Here is a 19028-nt window from a genome sequence, read left to right as displayed (position 1 = left end):
GACAGATTTCGTCATCCTCGACGACGATGAGATGGCCGGCCTCCTGCACGGCACCGCGCTTGGCCGGCGTGACCTCTTCGCGGTAGCGGCGGAGGAGGGCTCCCAGGGTGGTGCTGTCGGCCTGGCTGTGGTCGAGGAAGACGCGGCGGTCCATGTCGGTCTCGACGGACTTGGCCCAGCGCTCGGCGTCCTTCTTCTTCTCGAAGGTCTTGGAGACGGGCTTGTGACCGACGCGACGGACCTCGGCCTGGTAGCCGATGACCTGGCCTTCGCGATTCTCTCTAGGGATGATGGTGGCCATGGCGGGCGGGCTCCTCGCAGTGTTCCGCGAGGTCGACTGTCCCGTAACTGTCCCGCAAAGTTCAGCTAAAGCGCCGGAAGTATGGCGTCCCCTAGGGGATTCGAACCCCTGTTACCGCCGTGAGAGGGCGGTGTCCTAGGCCTCTAGACGAAGGGGACGAGGCCGTGTGAGGGCGGTGATGTACGCGAGCGGCGATGGGAGGTCAAGGGGTTTGTTGGGGCCTTGTGGGGAGTAGCCGATGTGTGGGGCTGGGTGGTGGGGGAGGCTGTTCGGGGAGGGCTGTCATGGAAGGGCAAAAAAGTGGGTCTGGGGCCTTATCCACGCGTGTGCGCGAGCATATATAGGGGCTCCTGAAACCAAATCCCAAAACCCCCGCCCGCATTGCGCAGGCGGGTGTTTTGCTTTTTATGGCCTTGGCGATCGGATCGGGACAGGAAGCCGGCCGGCGGCGCTCAGGCCAGGGGCGCCGTCCGGTACAGGATTACCTTGATGCCGCCATGCAGCACCGGCGCGCCGGTGGGCAGGAAGGAGAGGTCGGTCACTTTGGCCAGGGCCGGTTCATTGGTGATGATGCCGACGCGCCAGCCGTGGAAGCGCTCGCGCAGCACCTTGCCCAAGCTGCCATATAGGGCATAGAGCTGCTTGGTGTCGCCGATGCGCCCGCCATAGGGCGGGTTGACGATGACCAGGCCGGCCGGGCCGTCGGGCGGGGTCAGGTCGCTGATGGCTTGGCGCCGGAAGTCGGTCCAGTCCGCCACACCCGCCCGCGATGCGTTGTCCTGGCTCATCTTCACGGCGCCGGCGTCACGGTCGCTGCCATGGAAGCGCATGGTTGGTGCGGTAAGGGTTGCGGAGGCTTTCAGCGCATCCCAGGCGGCGGCGTCGAAGCCGGCAAGCCTCTCGAAGGCGAAGGATCGGGACCGGCCAGGCTTGAGGCCGGCGGCGATCTCCGCCGCCTCGATCACGAAGGTCCCCGAGCCGCACATAGGATCGACCACGGGCTCATGGCCGTCGTAGCCGCACTGGCGCAGGAACAGGGCGGCCATGGTTTCCCGCATCGGGGCCTTGTTCACCGCCTCCTTATGGCCGCGCTTGTGCAATGACTCGCCCGATGTGTCGATGCTGAAGGTGCAGAGGTCGTCATCGATGCGGGCCTTGATGACGATCTCGGCATCGTCCGCGACGGGGGCGCCCAACTCTTCCGACAGGGCGCGGGTGATGCGCTCTGCTGCGGCGCCGGCGTGGTAGATGCGGGACTTGGTGCAGCTGGCCTCCACCTTCACCGGCACGTCGGGCCGCAGGAAGGCCGCCCAGGGGAAGCGGCGGGCGCGCTTGTCCAACTGCGCCAGATGTAAGGCGCGGAAGGAGCCGATGCGCACCAATACGCGGGTGGCGCCGCGCAGGTCCAGGTTGGCGCGCCAGACCTCCGCCCAGCCGCCCCGGGTGCTGACACCGCCCTTGCCGGGTTGCGGGTCGGTGAAGCCGGCCGCCGTCATCTCCGCGCACAGTGCGGATTCCAGGCCGGGTGTGGTCACCACGTAGATACCAAAGTCGTCACGCTCATCCATGGCGCTTTGATATCGCGCCGCCCCCCTAGCCGGCGAGGGCTTTCTCGCCATGGCTTCCGTGCCGTCGGGGCGGGGTTCAAGACCCGGGCGGTCCGAACCAGGCGGCCAGCGCTGCCTTCAGATCGTGGTCATCCGGCTGCCCTGCCCAGGCCACGTAGCCATCGGGACGAATCAGCACGCTGGCCGGAGCGGGGACGGGGCCAAGCGCGGGCAGTTCCCACGGCCCATCATAGCTGGCATCGACCCTCTGGAACCGCCCACCCCAGGGAGTGAGGTCGATACCAGCGTCTGGCCCGAGGGTGAGGAACACGGGCCGCGCCTGGTGCAGGTAGGTATAAAGCCGGCGCGGGCCATCGGCCGTGATCAGGTCAAGGTCGGGCATGCGGTGCCCCAGCAGCGGATGGCCCTCGCCCAGGTCATAACGAACGGCCAAGCCCGATATTTGCGTGGCGACGTGCTGGCGCGGGGCGTCCATGGCCATGAATTCGGAGATGAGTTGGCCCAAGGCCTTGGAGCGGTCGTCCTGGCGCTGCAGCGCCACGGTGGCCATGGTAATGAGCAGTACCCGTGCCGCCACCGGGTGCCGTTCATGGTGATACGTGTCCAGCAGGGCGGCCGGCGCTGTCCCCTTGATCACCTGGGCCAGTTTCCAGCCCAGGTTCACGGCGTCCTGCACCCCGATATTCAGGCCTTGCCCGCCCATTGGGGGATGGACGTGCGCCGCGTCGCCGGCCAGCAGCACCCGCCGGTCGCGGTAGGCGGCGGCCTGCCGCGCCATGTCGGTGAACCGGGAAATCCAGGTTGGGCTGTGGATGCCGTAATCGGTGCCATAGATGGCGATCAGCGCTTGCCGCACCTCGTCGAGGGTGGGGAGCCCGCCGGACTTGAGCTCCCGCTCGGTCAGCACGATGCGAACACGGCCGGCGTCTTCCATCTTGCCCATGCCATGGGTGCCGGTGGCGTCGGCGCGAAAGCCCCATTCGGGCTCCTCCGTCCATTCGGCCTCTGCGATCAGCCAGCTTTTGGTCGCGTCCCAGCCCGGGAAGTCGATACCCGCCCCTTTGCGGACGAGGCTACGCCCACCGTCGCAGCCGACGAGATACCCCGCGCGCAGCCGCCTGCCGTTGGACAACGCGATGTCGACGCCTTCCTCGTCTTGGGTGAAGCCCGCGACCTCACACCCCCGCAGGATGGTCACGCCGAGTTCGCCGGCCCAGTCGGCCAGCAAGCGCTCGATGTGGTTCTGCGACAGGGCCAGGAAATATCTGTGCCGGGTGGGGAAGTCGCTGAAATCCAGGGTGGGGCCGTGGAAATGGCCCACCGGATGGGTTTGCCCCAGCGCCAGGAAGCGATCGGCGATGCCGCGCTGGTCCAGCACCTCGATGGTGCGGATGTGCAGGCCCCCGGCCCGCATTCCCGCCAGGTCCTGGTTGGGGCGGCGCTCGACGACGATCGCGTCGATGCCCGCCAGGGCCAGCTCGGCGGCCAGCATGAGCCCCGTGGGGCCGCCACCGGCGATGACCACTGCATGATCCTGTCGCGTGCCCCTATCCATCTGCCCGGTCTCCTTGTTTCAGAGGGCGGGACTTTATGAACCGGCAGGGCGATCAGGCAATTCTTGAACTCAACTCTTTCAACGCCATCTATAAGCTGAGCGGGGACAGGGCCGCCTATCCGACCGTCACGTCTGCGGCGGCCGCTGAGAAGCCTGCAGCAGCGCGTACAGGCAGTGCGTGGCGCCGCGTCGCGCCTCTTCCTCGGTGATGGCGGCCGCTGCCGGGTCCGTTCTCCGCCGCATGGCCAGCCAGCTGATCGCTTCGATACCGGAACGAGCCAAGGCTTCCGTCGGTCCGTCACCCGCATATCGGCGGGCGAACCAGGTAACAATATCGGTGAGATAGGGCGCGCGATACTGCTGGGTGAAGGCCGTTTTCAGGCTGGGGATGTCGTTGGCGGTACGGTCTAGGAGAACGATCAGGCGCCAGGTGGCGGCCAGGAAATCGTATAGTTCGGTCGCGATCCCCGCCGTCTCGTCCTCGAGCAAGGACATAGGCGAGGGATGATCCAGGGCAGCCCGCAGCGCCGGCCAGCGCGGCCAGGAATGGACGATGGCCTCGATCGACAGGACCGTTTCCGCGAGATCGCCCACCGCCACCGGCATTGGCAGATCGTCCAACGATATGCCGGCGGCATGCAGTGCTGCGATATGGAACAGGGCTTCCTTGCTCTCGACATAGCGGTAGGCGGCGGAGGGCGACATGCGCAGTTCCGCCCCGATATCCGACATCTGGGTCAGGCGAAAGCCGCGCTGGGTGAAGCACTGCAACCCCGCCTCAGCGATCTCACGGAGCGGGCGTAGTCCCAGCCGGCTCGATCTGCGCATCTCTCACCCTCCGTCCCCGAGCCAACCCATGCCCGCCCCCGGCGAGCAGGAGCGGATTATGTCGGCGGCGGGGGAGAATAGCCGACGGTTCCTTGGGCGTCCTTCATGAACATTGCCAAGCCTCTATGACGTCAGTGGAAAGCAGCCGAACGGCAGGAGGACCGTGCCAAAGGCCTTGTCCAGGCGACATCATGAGAGTATCAGTGATTCACTCAATTACTAACCTTGCGACGGTTATGGCAAAATTGATCCTGAAACGCATGTGCCCGGCCATCTTCCTGTGGGCCACCTTCCTGTGGGCCGCTGTGCCCGCCGCGGAGGCCGCCCCCGTAGGGCTGACCTATCGCGAGGTACCGCTTGCCAGCGCGGCGGCGCGGCGCAGCGATCATCGGCCATTGCTGGATGTCACGATCTGGTATCCGGCGGTGGAGGGAACGGCGCAGGAGGAGGTGGATGTCGGTCCGCCGGGCCAGGCGTTGCTGGTGGGCGGGCCGGCCGCCATCAATGCCGTTCCGGCGGCCGGGGCCCACCCGATCGTCCTGCTGTCCCCCGGCTTCGGTGGCAGTGCCGAGGACTTGTTCTGGCTGGGTGGTGGATTGGCGGCGCGCGGCTTTGTCGTCGTCGGGGTCAGCCACCCCGGCAACAACGCGCTGGATCGCACCCCGGTGGGTGGAACCGCGTGGTGGGAGCGGCCCCGCGACCTGATCGCCGCCGTGCGCGCCATGGCCACCGATCCGGCGGTGGGCCCGCACCTCGACCTGGGGCATGTCGGCGCGGCGGGTTTTTCCATGGGTGGCATGACGGCGCTGGCCCTGGGCGGCGCCGTCATCGATCCCGGACATTTCGATGATTTCTGCGCCACCCGTCCGGCGGACAAGGTTTGCGACACGGCCCCGGAAACACCGGATGCCCCGCGTGTCACCCAGCGCTATGGCATCCATTTGCTGGGGCTGGACCAGGCGGCCGCCCGGGCATCGGACGGAGCCGCCTTTCCAGGCTTGCGCGCCATCCTGGCCATCGCGCCGCCCGTGCAGATGCTGTCGCCGGAAAGCCTGGGGCGCGTCACCGCCCAGACCACCCTGGTGGTGGGGGACAGCGATCCGCTGGTACCCGCCGCCACCGAGGCGGGGGTAGCCGCGCGCTTGGTCAAGGACGCGCGATTGGTGATGGTGCCGGGGGCGGCCCACTACAGCTTCGTGGGCATCTGCACGCCCCATGGCCGGACGGTACTCAAACTTTGCGCGTGGGCGCCAGAGGCGGAGCGCGCCCATGCGACCGCCCTGGCGGAGGCGATCCGCCTGTTCCAAGACACGCTGTCACCGGGCGGGCGGCCCTAACTGGCCCTTTCGTCCAGGTGGCACCCGTCACATCCTGCAGTGGCGGCTGGCACGCCTTGCAGTTCTCAACGACAATAATCCCCTGGGAGGAATGATATGCAGAGTGGCCGTAGAGGCTTCCTGAAGCTCGGCGGCGGCACCTTGGCCATGCTGGCCTTGCCGCACCCCCTGATGGCCGCGACGGCGACCAATCCGCCCATCATCGATGTCCATCTGCACGCCTATCCAGCGTCGATGCGCTTCGAAAACCCCATCGTCAATCCCATCACCGGCGCCAAGAGCCCTATCAAGACCGGGGCCGACCACCTCACGGCCTGCCTGGCGGAGATGAAACGCCTGAACGTGGTCAGGGGCGTGGTCAGCGGCGGCGACGGTGACCGGCTACAAGCTGCCGTGGACTGGCACGACCGGGACGCCGGTCGCATCCTGGTGGGCGCCGGCATCCGCGGATCGGCGGATACGCCTCTGCCACCACTAGAGGACCTGCGCAAGCTGCACGCGCAGGGCAAGCTGCAGGTGCTGGGGGAACTGACGTCCCAGTATGCCGGCCTGCCGTTGAGCGACCCGCAATACGACCCCTACCTGTCCCTGGCGGAAGAACTGGACATTCCGGTGGCCTTGCACACCGGCACCATGCCCGAGGGCACCACCTTTGACCCCTGCTGTCGCACCGCCCGGGCCCGCTTCGGCAATCCCGAATATGTCGAGGAGGCGCTGAACAAGCATCCCAAGCTGCGCCTGAACCTCATGCATTGCGGCTGGCCCTACCTGGAAGACACCATGGCCATGCTGATGCTGTATCCCAATGTCTATGCGGATACGGGCGCCATCGACTGGCTGCTGCCGCGACCGGCCTTCAACGACTACCTGAAGGCCCTGGTCGATGCCGGCTTCGGCAAGCGCATCATGTTCGGGACGGACCAGATGTATTGGCCGGACGCCATCGGCCTAGCCGTCGACCGCATCAAGTCGGCCCCTTTCCTGACGGAGGACCAGAGGCGGGACATCTTCTACAACAACGCCGTCCGCTTCTATAAACTGGGCTGAGATTTTGTCGGGACAGCCGCCGGGACTGCCCGGCGGCTGGTCCGCGTCAATAGCTGAGCGTCACGGAAACGTGGCTGAGTTGGCCCTTTTCCGCCGCCCCTGGCAGCTTGCGCAGCTGCCAGCCGTAGGCGAACTTCACCGTCAGATAGGTGCCATAGGTGTAGCCCAGGCCCACACCGGTGCTGGCCAGGTTGACGTTGTCACTCTCCCCGGCCGGGATGTTGCGGTTCCACAGGCTGCCGTAATCGAAGAAGGCCAGCAGCTGCAGGGCGTCATCGGGGCCGCGTTGCACCAGCTTGAAGGCGCGGCTGCGCAGCTCGGTGCTGATCAGCACGCCCTGGTCGCCGTTCACCGCGCGCTCGTCATAGCCGCGCAGGATGTCGGCGCCGCCGGCGCCCAGCTGTTCCGTGTCGAGCAGGGCGCGGTTGCTCAGCTGCCCCACCACGCGGGTGGCCCAGACCGCCTCTTCCGGCAGCTTCACCAGGCGGTTCAGCTCGCTACGGACATAAAGATAGTTGGCCTTGGCGCCCAGGCGGCCGGACTGGTTGTCGCCCGGCTGGAAAGCGGCGTTGGTGTTGTCCCCGGTCAGGCCGCCGGGGCTCCACACCAGGGTGTTGCTCCACCCCGTGCTGCCCCAGGCGTCACCCAGGGTGGCGTTGTAGTTGGCGGAGAACTGGTTGATCTCCGTCGCCGTGCGCGAAATCTGGACGCCACCGAAGGCCAGATTGTTGTTGGTGGTCTTGAAGTCGTAGCCGAATTCCAGCTGGTGGGAGAAATCCGGCGTCCGCGCCAACGGGATTTGATAGCGCAGGCTGGCTTGGCCGCTCTTGCCCACCAGGCCGAAATCGTTGCCCACATTGGGCACGCTTTCCTCATAGCTGCCGAAGATCATCAGGCGGTCCTGCCAGGGCAGGGGCGCCAGCCAGCTGAGGGAATGGCCGACAAAGGAGGCGTTCCGCCCGCCCGGCCGGTCATGCCAGAAATCGTTGCTGGTGGTCAGCTGATAGGACAGCTGCTCATCCTGCCAGAAGGCATTGCCCCAGTTGAAACCCAGGTTCCAGCGGTCGCGGCCCGTGCTGGGCGCGCCGCTGTTGTCATAGCCGGCGTAGACGCGCAGGGGGAATCGGTCGCGGGTGGACAGCACCAGATCGGTGGTACCCGGCGTGGCACCTGGGCGGTAGACCAGATCCACCTGGCGGAAGGGGTTCTCATTCAGGCCGTTGACCTCGCGCAGCAAGCGCTCACCCTCCACCCGGTCGCCGGGGTGGATGCTGATATGGCGGGTCAGTAAAGCGCTGTCGAACCACTCGTTGCCCTCGGCCGCCACCTGGCCCACCTTGAATTCGCGCACCACCACCTGCACGGTGCCGTTGTCGATATCCTGTTCCGGCACCAGCACGTCGACCAGCGGATGGTCGTTGTCGCGGTAGAAGGCGACGATGCGGCGGGCCAGCTCATTCAGGTCCGCCAGGCGCAGGGGCTTGCCGATGTAGGCCTCGGCGATGGGGCGGAAGCCGGGGCGGTCCAGGATGTCGATGCCGCCAGTGTCCACGCCGGTGACGGTGCTGCCGCGCGGCTTCACGGCGGCCGGCGAGGGCACGAAGGCCAGGCCCTTCAGCTGGGACAGGATCACCCGGTCTGACTCGGGCGCGGGGGCGGCCGGCATGGGCGGCTGTGGCGGCTGGTCCACCGGCGCCTTTGCGGGCGGCTCCTTGGGCGCGATGCGCTCATAGCTCTGCGCCTGCGCCCGCAGGGACGTCAGCGACAGGCCGGCCAAGAGCAGGGCGGTGAGAACGCGTGCCGGAGGGACGGACATGGAATTCCTGGGCATGGAGGCGGTCGTGGGAGAAGGGATGGCGGGCGTGGGGGCGGAGGGGACGATCATGGCGCGCTTCAGCGCCACCGCTTGGCGATGTCGAACTCCGTCTCATCCGTCCCATCCTGGTGGGCGGCGGAGAAGGTCGAGGTGTTGGTGATGGCGCCGGTGGCCGTGGCGGGTGGCGTCAGGTAGATGACGCGATAGTTGCCCTGCGAGTAGTCTGATCCCACCAGCGGCTGGGTGGGGGTGAAGGGCACCTTGCCGGAGGGCTGGTCCACGAAGTGGGTGGAGGACGGCACCTCGGGCACCACCACGGGCGGCGAGGTGTCCGCCTGCACCGTCAGGGTGCCGGCGACGTAGCTGATGAGGTAATTGCCGGACGTGAGGCCGACCGGCGTGATCGTGTAGGTGCCGGCCGCCGTCCCGCCACCGTTGTAGACCAGACTGCCGCCCAGGACGGCGGCCGTTTCGCCATTCACGAAGCCGTTGTACCTGGCGCTGTAGGCTGGGGTGTCGCCGAAGGCGACGGTGACGTCGTTGGCGGTGACGGTCAGCGGCGCGCGGTTCACCGTGAGGGTGCCGGCGACATAGCTGATGTCGTAATTGGCGCTGGTGAGGCCGCCGGGGGTGAGGGTGTAGCTGCCGGCGTTGGTGCCGGCGCCGCTGACCGTCAGGGTGCCGCCCAAGACCGACGCCGTCTCGCCGTTGACGAAGCCGCTGTAGCTGGCGCCCAGGGTGGGCGTCTGGCCATAGGTGACGGTGGTGGTGTTGGCGGTGACGGCCAGGGCCGCCTTGTTCACCGTCAGGGTGCCGGCGATGTAGCTGATGTCGTAGTTGGCGCTGGTGAGGCCGCCGGGGGTGAGGGTGTAGCTGCCGGCGTTGGTGCCGGCACCGCTGACCGTCAGGGTGCCGCCCAAGGCCGACGCCGTCTCGCCATTGACGAAGCCGCTGTAGCTGGCGCCCAGGGTGGGCGTCTGGCCATAGGTGACGGTGGTGGTGTTGGCGGTGACGGTCAGGGCCGCCTTGTTCACCGTCAGGGTTCCGGCGACGTAGCTGATGGCCGAGCCGTCCGTCGTGGCGGCCCCGCTGGCCGTGATGGTGTAGCCGCCGACGTTGGCGCCACTGCCGGCCCCGGTGGAGGTGAGCGTGGGCGCGGTGCTGAGGCTGGTGCCGCCCAGATAGGCGTGGGCCACGCCGGTCGCGCCGCCGGACAGCGTGTAGGCCAGCGTGCCGCTGACATCCTGGCCGTAGGTCTTGGTCACGTCGCTGGCCGTGATCACCAAGGTGGGCTGTTCCGCGAAGACATAGCGGTTGCCGCCGACCGCCACCGTGCCGGACGCCAGGGTGCGGTTCCACAGGGCGGTGTTGCCGCTGTCCAGGTTACCGAAGGTGTCGCCGGCGGAGGTGGCGGAATAGACCAGCCAGCGGCCGCTGGCGGCGGTGATGGCGCTGGAGCCGGCGGTGTTGATGAAGGCGCTGGTGGTCGACAGGGTGACGGCATCGCCGGTGGCCTGGCTGGTGACCGCGTTGGCCAAGGTCAGCGTTCCGCTGGTGGTGATGGTGACGCCACCGGTGGCGGTGATGCCGCTGATACCGCCGGCGGTGCCAATGGTCAGGGCGCCGGCGTTGGTGAAGGCCATAGCCCCTCCGGCGGTGGCCGCCAGGGTGCCGACGCTGTTGGCCTGGGTCAGGGTGATGGCGCCGCCGGCGTCCAGGCCCAGGCTGCCCACGGTGATGGTGGCGCCGCTGGCTTGGGTGATGGTGCCGCCGGCCTCCAGCACCAGGGTGCTGGCATGGGCCGGGGCGATGGCGGCGCTGAGGATGATGTCGCCGGACACGGGCGGATCCACCACCAGGGTGCCGGCGGTGATGCGGTCCAGTTCCGCCGCCGACAGTTCCAGCGTGCCGGTGGTGGCATCGCTGGCGCTGCCCAGGTCGACGGTCCAGCCGCTGGTGACCGGGGCCAGGGTGACGGTGCCGCCGCCCGTGGCGGTCACGGCGCTGGCCAGATTCAGACGGTCGGTGGTCAGGGTGACACCGGTACCGGAGATGGCCTGGGACACGGTCAGCAGGCTGTCGGCCCCGGCCGTCAGTTGCACCGTGGTGATGGCGGTGACCCCGCTCAGGCCGTCGACCGTGCCCACGGTCAAGGTGCCTGAGTCCTTGAAGCTGACGCTGCCGGAACTGGTGGTGGCCGCAAGGGTGCCGACGCTGTTGGCGGCGGTGGCCAAGCTGATGTCGCCGGCGGCGCGCACGGCCAGGTTGGTGGCGGTGATGGTGGCGCCGCTCGATTGGGTGATGGTGCCGCCCGTGGCCAGGGACAGGGTGGTGACATGGGTGGGCGCAATGGCGCCCGCGATGGTGTAGCCGGCGGTTTCGCTGATATCCGTGCGGCCGATGACCAGGGTGCCGGCGGTGATGCCGTTGATGCCGGCGGCGCTCAGCACGTCGGCGCCGGTCACGCTGCCGCCCACGGCCAGGGCGCGGTCGGTGGACTGCTGGCGCAGGGTCACCGTGCCCGTGGTGGTGACGGTGGGGGCCGCGCCGCTGGACAGGGCGAAGTCGTCGCTGGTCAGCGTGATGGCGCCGGCCTGCGTGCCGCTGCCGAGGCTGGCGGCTGTGCTGCCGCCGTCGCCCAGCACCAGGCCGGCACCGGTGGTGCCGCTGCCCGTCAGGGTGATGGCGCCGGTGGTGGTGCTGACCGTTTCGCCGTAGAGCCTCAGGCCAGTGCCGCCCGTACCCGTGCCGGTCAGGGTGATGGCGCCCGTGGTGGCGGTCACGCCGCCGCCGTTGATCAGCAGGCCGGTGTTGCCGCTGGGGCCAGCCGCCGCCGTGCCGGTCAGGGTGATGGTGCCGGTCGCCGCCTGCAAGGTGCTGGACACCAGTTGCAGGCCCAGGTGCGCGCCGGCGGCCGTGCTGGTGGTGGCGCTGCCGGTCAGGGTCAGCGTGCCGCCGCCGCTGGTGGTGAGGCTGCTGCTGTTCAGCGCGATGCCGGAGGAGGTGCCGGTGACGCTGGCCTGCCCGTCACCCTTCAGAATGGCGCTGCCCCCCTCCAGGCTGATGGCGCTGTTGGTGATGCTGATGGCGGCGTCGTCGGTGGCGCTGGTCCCCGTGCTGTGGGCGTTGCCGGCCGTCGTGGGGTCGCTGACGACGGTGCCCCCCACCAGGGCCAAGGTGCCGCCCTTGGTCAGGATATTGACGCGGCTGAGGGTGATGCCGCCGGTGCCGCTGCTGTCGCTGTCGGCGTACAGGGACAGGTCCAGCCCGGCGCCGACGATGCCGTTGACGGTAATGGCGCTGGAGGTGCCCTGCACGGTGACATTGTTGCTGGCCACCAGCGTCAGGGTGCTGGTGCCGCTGCCGGTACCGACCGCAAAGCTGGTGTCGGTGACGGTCAGGTCGCCGCCGGCCGTCAGGGTCAGGGTGCCGCCCGCCGCGAGGGTGGCGGTGTTGGTGGGGGTCGCCACCGTCAGGTTGCCGCCGGCGGTCAGGCTGTTGCTGCCCGTGCCGCTCAGCGTCAGGCCGTTGTAGCTGCTGCCGCCCGCGGTCACGCTGTCCACCGTAACCGCGCCGGCGGTGACGACGCTGAACGTGGCGCTGTTGGCGGTGAAATGCGTGACCGCATTGCCCGTGTTGGTCAGGGTGTAGCTGCCGCCCTCCAGCGCCAGGCCGCCGGCGCTGATCGCCTGGGTCTGGGTGACGCTGGTGCTCGCGCCGGTGAAACCCAGGCCGCCGGTCAGGGTGATGCCGTCGGTGGTGCCCACGCTTCCCACCGCCAGGGCGGTGTTGGAGCCGATCAGCACACTGCCGGTGTTGGCGGCCAGCGTGCCGATGCTGTTGATGCTGTTGCCGCCGGACAGGCTGCCCAACTGCCAAGTCCCGCCGCTGCCCAGCAGCAGCAGGCTGGGAGTGGTGATGGCGGCCGACTGGGTGCTGGTTCCGGTGCTGTTCAGCGTCAGGGTGCCGGTGCCGCTGACGGTCAGGGAATCATCGATGGTGATGGCGTGGCTGCCGGCCTCGATGTCCAGGCTGGCGTTGGCGGACAGCGTAACGGTGCTGCCCGACACCGTGTAGAGCAAGGCGGAATCGATGCCCGTGGGCCGGGCGCCGGCCAGGGCGCTGGTGCTGACCGCTGGGCCGTCGCTGGTCATCTGCACCGTGTTGCCCAGCACGGTCAGGCCGGTGGTGGTGCCGCCGCTGGTGGTCAGGTGCACGGCATTGCCCAGCGTGGTGTTGCCCAGCGCCGGGTTCAGGTAGGCCACCAGATTGCCGCCGGTGATGGGGCTGCCGTCTGCCAGGATATAGTAATAGCCGTTGGCCCCGGTGAAGCCGCTGCCCAGGCTGGTGCCGTTGGTCAGCGCGCTCACGCGGTTGGCGACGGCGAAGGTGCTGCCGGCGGCGTCGCTGTAGGCGGTGCCGGTGACGATCTGGACGCCGCCCGAATGCTCCCAGGTGAAGTAGGGCAGGGTCACGCCGTCGACCATGCCCCAGACGGGCGTGGTGTAATCCCATCCGGCACCGGTGAAGGCGCTGCGCGTCTGCATCTGGGCCGTCGTCTTCCCTGTGACGCCGGAGGTGGTGCCGCCGCCAATGCCGACCGACAGGCCGGAGGTTTCGGTGTCATAGAAACTGTTGCTGGTGGTGCCGGCGTTGTTGCCGATCAGGCCGCCCAAGGTGGTGGTGCCGGTCAGGGCCAGGGCGCCGATGCTGTAGGTCCGGGCCACCGTGCCGCTGTTGGTGCCCACCAGGCCGCCGGCGGCGGACCCGCTCTTCACCGCGCCCAGCAGCGCCACCTGCGCATAATCGTCGGTGATGGTGCCGATCAGGCTGTTGACCAGGTCGACGCTGTTGTTGCCCACCAGGCCGCCCACGGACTGGGCGCTGCCGGCGGCGGTCATGCGGATACCCCCCAGGGCGTAGCTGTCCTGGATGGTTCCATTGCTGTTGCCGACCAGCCCGCCGACATCGGTGCCGCTGGCGGTGATCAGGATGTCGGCCTTGGCATCCTGCAGCAGGGCGCCACCGGTGATGCTGCCGATCAGGCCGCCGACGGTGCTGCCGCCCGCGATGCTGCCCGTCACGGTGACATGGCTGATGACACCGCCGCCGGCGTTGCCCACCAGGGCCCCGACGGCGCTGCCGCCGGTGACCGAGACGGTGCTGAGTGACAGGTCGTGAAGGTAGCCGATGCCGCTGGTCGTTGCGAACAGGCCGACGTCGGTGTTGCTGGGCAGATTGACGGTCAGGCCGCTGATGCTATGGCCGCCGCCATCGAATGTGCCGGTAAAGCTGTCGATGGGGGAGAAGCCGCCGCTGCCCCACACCCCGCCGGTCGCCGACAGGGCGCCGCCCAGGTTGATATCGTTGGCCAGGGTGTAGCCGAAGCCGGGATTCAAGTTCATCAGCTGCAGCTGATGGGCCGAGCGCACGGTGGCCGACGCCTCCGCCACCAGCATCGGCCGCGTGCCGCCGTCCACCATGTACCAGGTGCCGGACATGTCCCAGCCGGCGTTGGAGAAGGTGGTGCTGGTGAAGCCCTGGGTGCCGGTCAGGCCGGTGAAGCCGGTCACCGTCAGGCCGCTGCCACCGGAGGCGGCGCCGTAGCTCCGGCCCGTGGTGGTGACGTCCCAGAATGAATTGCTGGCGGTGAATGTCACACTGGACAGGCCCACGAGGCCGCTGGTGTAGATGCTGCCAATGGTGCTGCTGACCCGGCCGCTGGCGTAGCTGTTGTTGATGCTGGCGCCCGCCACCTGGATGATGCCGACCAGCCCGCCCTCTTCCTGAAAGCCGGTGACGTCGCCGGTGGCGTAGGTGTTGGTCAGGCTGGCGCCATACAGGTTTCCCACCAGCCCGCCGACCACGCTGCCCCCGCCGGTGACGTTGCCGCTGGCGCCGGAGGTGGCGATGTTGCCAGAGGCGAGGCCGACCAAGCCGCCGACGTCGGTCCAGCCGCTGACGGCGCCGGATGCCCAGGACCGATTGATGGTGCCGGTGCTTTGTCCCACCAGGCCGCCCACGTACAGACCGTGGCTGCTGGTGCCCGAACTGCTGACGGCGGCGGTGGACCAGCTGTCCGCGATGGTGCCATTGGTGAAACCCACCACGCCGCCGACACTGTCGGCGGTGGCGCTGACCGTGCCCGACATGCCGGCGTAGCTGATGGGGCCGGTGGCGCTGCCCACGACGCCGCCCACCTGGCTGGCACCGCTGACCGTGCCGGAAACGGTGATGTTGCTGATGGTGGTGCCGGTGGCCGAGCCTACCAGCGCGCCCACGTTGTTGCCGCCGGAGACGGAGACGCTGGTCAGCGCCAGGTTGGCCAATTTGGCCGAGGCGGTGGTGGAGGCGAACAGGCCCCTATTGGTGGCGCTGCCGGTAATGGTCAGGCCGCTGATGGTGTGACCCTGACCGGACAATTCGCCGGAGAAGCTGGCGATGGGCATGAACCCGCCGCCCCATATGTCAGCGGTGTTGGCGAGGGGGGTGGCCAGGCTGATGTCATTGGCAATGGTGTAGCGGGCGGTGGGGTTCAGGGCCACCAGTTGCAGTTCATGGGCGTTGCGGATGGTGGTGCTGGCCTCCGCGCGCAGGACTGGGCGGGATAGGCCGGCGGGCAAGTACCAGGTGTTGCTGAAATCCCAGCCGCTGAAGTTGGATTGAACCGCCATCTCGGCGGTGGTGCGGCCAGTGATGCCTGTGGCGCTGCCGCTTCCGACGCCGCTGGACAGGCCGGTGGTCTGCTGATCCCAATAGGAATTGTTGACGGTGGCGCTGACGTTGAAGCCGATCAGGCCGCCGATCTTCGTGCCTGGCGCGTTGATGGCGCCGCTGGCGTAGCTGTTGCTGATGGTGCCGGTGGCGCTCTGGCCCACCAGGCCGCCTATTTCATCCACGCTTCTGCCAGAGGTTTCCGTGACGGTGGCGGTGGAATAGCTGTTGGAGATGTTGGTGGATATCCCCGCCAGGCCACCCGCCAGGGCTTGGCCACCGACCCCGCTGCCACCGGTGACGGTGATGGTGCCGCCGGCGTAGGATGTGTTGATGGCCGTGGCGCTCAGGTCGGCGGTAACGCCCAGAACGCCGCCGGCATAACCCTGCCCGCCATTGACGAAGCTGAGATTGACGTCAGCCATCGAGGTGGAACCGGTAATGGTTCCGCCGTTGTACTGTATCCCCACGATACCGCCGACGCCGTAGCCGCCACCGCCCTGGAAATTCAACGTGCCGGTGACATAGGCGTTCACGATATGACCGCCGCCGTTGGCGCCGACCAGGGCGCCAACATGGCTGTCGGCGTTGGTGACGGTGATGGCGACGTTGGTCAGGCTGATGTTGTTGAGGGTGCCGGTGTTGCCGCCAAACAAGCCGATGTAGGTGTTGCTGCCGCCACCGTAGTTGATGGTCAACCCATCGATGGCGTGCCCCTGCCCGTCATAGGTGCCGCTGAAGGGTGTCGAAGGGGTGCCCAGGGGGATGAAGCCGGCGGGGACGCTGCCGGCGGTGGACTTCCAGATGCCGCCGGCGGTCGGCGCCGGCATGCGGATGTCGTTGCTCTGGGTGTAGCTGGCCGTCAGGTCGTGGGCGACCAGCTGCAACTGGTGGGCATTGCTGATGGTCAGTGAATATTCCCAGAGGCCCAGGGGCCGGGTGCCGCCGTCGCTCAACCACCAATCGGTGGTGAAGTTGAAAGCGCCGTAGGCGCTGGCCTTGTAGGCGTAGGTGCTGGCCGCCGACTGCGCCGGGTCGCTGGTCACGGCCGCGGCGCTGCTCGTGCTGCCTCCCACGACGGCGCCCACCGCCGCCGCGCGGCCGGTGCTGTAGGTGTCCCAATAGCTGCTGGTGATGCTGCCCGAGCTGACGCTGTCGCCGTTGGTGCCCACCAGGCCGCCGACGCTGCCGGCGCTGCCGCTGCTGAGCGTGACGCTGCCGCTGGCCCAACTGGTGGTGATCGGGTTGGCGTTGATGCCGACCAGGCCGCCCACGCTGGTCACGCCGACGACGGTGCCGGTCGCGTAGCTGGTGGTGATGCTGCCACCTTCTGAAATGCCGACCAGGCCGCCGACGGCGTCGTTGCCTGTGACATTGCCGGTGGCGTAGGCGTTGGTGATGGCGGCCCCCTGGCCGGAACCGATGAAGCCGTTCGTTCCCACCAGGCCACCGACCCGGCTCGCGCTGGGTGCGTAGACGGTGCCCAGAGCATAGACGTTGGTCAGCGCGCCGGCGCGCTGCCAACCGACCAGGCCGCCGATGCCGGTGCCGCTATAGCCTTTTGGGACGGTGATGGTGACGTCGGTCCAGCTGTTGCTGATCGACTGCTGGTCGTCCTGGCCGACCAGGCCACCGATGAAGTCGCCATAGCCGGTGATGGAACCGGTGACGTGGACGTTGGTGACGGAGCCGCCGTTGTTGGCGCGCCCAACCACACCGCCCACACGGTTGGAGCCGGTGATGTTCACATCCTCCAGGCCCAAGTTGCTGACTTTGGGACCGTTGCCTGTGGGCGTGTCGCCGAACAGGCCCACTGCGACGGTGGTGGGGCGGTTGATGGTCAGGCCGGTGACGGTGTGGCCCTGGCCGTCCAGGGTGCCGGAGAAGCTGTTGATGGGGGCGAAGCCAGCGCCGCCGTTCCAGGCGGCGGTACCGCTGGCGTCGATGTCCCGGCCCAGGGCATAGGTGTCAGACAGGTTGGTGGACAAATCCTGCAAATTCTGGGCGGTATTCACCAGCATGTAGGTCGTGAGGGCGCCGGACCCCAGGGTGACGTTGCCGGCGTAGCTGGTGGGTGAGGCGTAGCTGGTGGGGTTGTAATAAAGATTCACCGACCCGCTGCTGCCGGTCATGGCCACGCCGCCGCTGGTGAAGGTGACGGTGCCGCTGCCCGTGCCGGTGTTGTCTGCGTGCAGGGTGACGTCGCCGGACCCCGCCGTGTGACTCAGCGTGCCGCCGTTGAAGATGATGCTGTGATAGGCCGACAGCGTCAGGCTGTGGCTGGCGGACCAGGTGACGTTGTTGGCGACGGTGATGTCGCCCGTCTGGCTGCCCGTATTGCCGGTGGTGATGGTGACGTCGGCCGTGGCCAGGGTGTTCTGCAGCGTGGTCGTGTTGATGACGGAGCTGTTGCCTGTCGGGGTGAACGTGCCGCCGGACAGGCTGCTGTTGGAATTGCTGCCGGTGGAGATGGTGACGTTTTCCGGGTCCAGCAGCAGCTGGCCGACGGCGCCCAGCGGGGCGGTCAGGTCCACCGCGCCGGTGAAGTCCAGCAGCTTGTGGCTGGACACTTCGGCAAAGCCGCCGTTGCCGCTACGGGGACCGCCCTTGGCACTGAGCGCGCCGGCGAATCCGGTGTACTGGTCCGACCAGACGATGACGTTGCCACCGTTGCCCTTGGCGCCCGCGTCGGCCTTCAGGGTGGCACCGGCCGCGACGGTGGTTTGGGCGGCGGTGGCCACGGCTTGCTTCACCAGCTTGCTGGCCGCATCGCCGCCGCCCTGGCGGTCGCCGCCCAGCAGGATGGTACCGCCGGCCCCGGTGGTGCCGCTGGCGTCGATCACCGCGCCCGCCGTCATCGCGACCGACTTGCCCGTCGCGATGACGGTACCGCCGCTGCCATCGGCGTTGGTCGCCGCCAAAGCGCCGGCGACGGTGACGGCGCCGCCCTGGTCCGTGGCCGTTTCCATCGACCCGCTGGCCGACAACCAGATGTGCCCATCCTTGACCGTGGTGCCGGTGGCGCGAATAGTCCCGCCGCCGTTGCCGGCCAGGGCATAGATGTTGCCGCCGGCGGCCTTCAGTTCCGCCTGCGCCGCCGCGATGGCGCCGGTGTTGGTGACGTCGCCGCCTCCCACCTGGACATAGACGCGTTCAGCCGCGTCACCGTCCTTAAGCAGCACCTGCTGGCCGGCGGCCAGGCCAACGGTGCCGTTGGGGGCGGTGATGGTCCCATCGTTGGTGACGTTGCGCGCGATCAGCAGGACATCGCCGCCGGTGGAGGAGATCTTGCCCAGGTTCCTGACCTCGGCATCCGTGTCGCCCTTGAACAGCAGGGTGCCGCCGGCCATGAAGGCGTCGTTGGCGATGTCCAGCGTGCTGGCGGTGAAGCTGCCGCCCGTGACCACCACGCCGCTGGACCCCACGACCACGCCCGCCGGGTTGATGACGTACAGCGTGCCCGTGGCCTTTAGCGTCCCCAGGATGGTGGACAGGTTGCCGCCGGTGACGCGGTTCAGCGTGGCCCCATTGCCGTTGTTGAAGCTGACGGTGCCGCCCTGGCCGATGGAAAAGCTTTTCCAGTCGATGATGGCGCGCTGGCTGCCCTGGTTGACGGTCAGGCTGCCCGGTCCGCCGCTGATGCTGCCCGATCCGGCCTGGAAGGCGCCGCCCGTGGGCAGGGTGGGGCCGCTGCCGGCGTGGGCCGGTCCGGCGGTGGTGACGGCCAGCAGGGCCATGGCCGTGCCGGCCAGCAAGGCCGCCCGGCAACCGAGCCGCGAAGTCTCTGGTGAGATGATCACATGGCCTTCAGCGCACGCCACACCGCCTTGCGGGGCATTCCCCCGCATCCCCGTCCCAACCC

General features: G+C 68.3%; 8 protein-coding genes and 1 tRNA gene. 2 read left to right on the top strand and 7 right to left on the bottom strand.

Annotated features, from left to right (window positions below):
- The 5 genes from P5F91_RS03565 to P5F91_RS03545 all read right to left on the bottom strand — a co-directional run.
- Positions 1–301 (bottom strand): hypothetical protein (locus P5F91_RS03565; RefSeq protein ID WP_422394443.1); only part of this gene is annotated, 301 nt, incomplete at its 3' end.
- 82 nt (positions 302–383) lie between these two features.
- Positions 384–459: transfer RNA gene (locus tag P5F91_RS03560), tRNA-Glu, on the bottom strand.
- A 294-nt stretch (positions 460–753) separates the two neighbouring features.
- A complete protein-coding gene (locus P5F91_RS03555) occupies positions 754–1869 on the bottom strand; it encodes a THUMP domain-containing class I SAM-dependent RNA methyltransferase (protein ID WP_277906526.1) in 1116 nt (371 codons plus the stop codon).
- Between the two features lie 76 nt (positions 1870–1945).
- A complete protein-coding gene (locus P5F91_RS03550) occupies positions 1946–3424 on the bottom strand; it encodes an FAD-dependent monooxygenase (protein ID WP_277906525.1) in 1479 nt (492 codons plus the stop codon).
- A gap of 126 nt (positions 3425–3550) precedes the next feature.
- The gene (locus P5F91_RS03545) at positions 3551–4252 is read right to left on the bottom strand and encodes a TetR/AcrR family transcriptional regulator (protein ID WP_277906524.1); all 702 of its coding nucleotides are present in this window, start codon (positions 4250–4252) and stop codon (positions 3551–3553) included.
- Positions 4253–4488: 236 nt separating this feature from the next.
- On the opposite strand from P5F91_RS03545, the gene P5F91_RS03540 reads away from it, so the two are divergent.
- Complete coding sequence (locus tag P5F91_RS03540) at positions 4489–5589, top strand: alpha/beta hydrolase family protein (RefSeq protein WP_277906523.1); 1101 nt, start codon at positions 4489–4491, stop codon at positions 5587–5589.
- Positions 5590–5685: 96 nt separating this feature from the next.
- Positions 5686–6636 carry an amidohydrolase family protein gene (locus P5F91_RS03535; protein WP_145613493.1) on the top strand — a complete coding sequence of 317 codons (951 nt, stop codon included), beginning with the start codon at positions 5686–5688 and terminating at the stop codon, positions 6634–6636.
- A gap of 46 nt (positions 6637–6682) precedes the next feature.
- On the opposite strand, the gene P5F91_RS03530 is transcribed toward P5F91_RS03535, so the two are convergent.
- Together P5F91_RS03530 and P5F91_RS03525 are read right to left on the bottom strand one after the other, a co-directional pair.
- Positions 6683–8452 carry a ShlB/FhaC/HecB family hemolysin secretion/activation protein gene (locus P5F91_RS03530; RefSeq protein WP_277906522.1) on the bottom strand — a complete coding sequence of 590 codons (1770 nt, stop codon included), beginning with the start codon at positions 8450–8452 and terminating at the stop codon, positions 6683–6685.
- 77 nt (positions 8453–8529) lie between these two features.
- Positions 8530–18921 carry an MBG domain-containing protein gene (locus tag P5F91_RS03525; protein WP_277906521.1) on the bottom strand — a complete coding sequence of 3464 codons (10392 nt, stop codon included), beginning with the start codon at positions 18919–18921 and terminating at the stop codon, positions 8530–8532.
- Positions 18922–19028 lie beyond the last annotated feature (107 nt).

The sequence above is a fragment of the Nitrospirillum amazonense genome (genome assembly GCF_029594735.1).
Taxonomy (GTDB): Bacteria; Pseudomonadota; Alphaproteobacteria; order Azospirillales; family Azospirillaceae; genus Nitrospirillum; species Nitrospirillum amazonense.
Note: the sequence above shows the minus strand (reverse complement) of the source record. Positions and strands in the feature narration are given on the sequence as shown.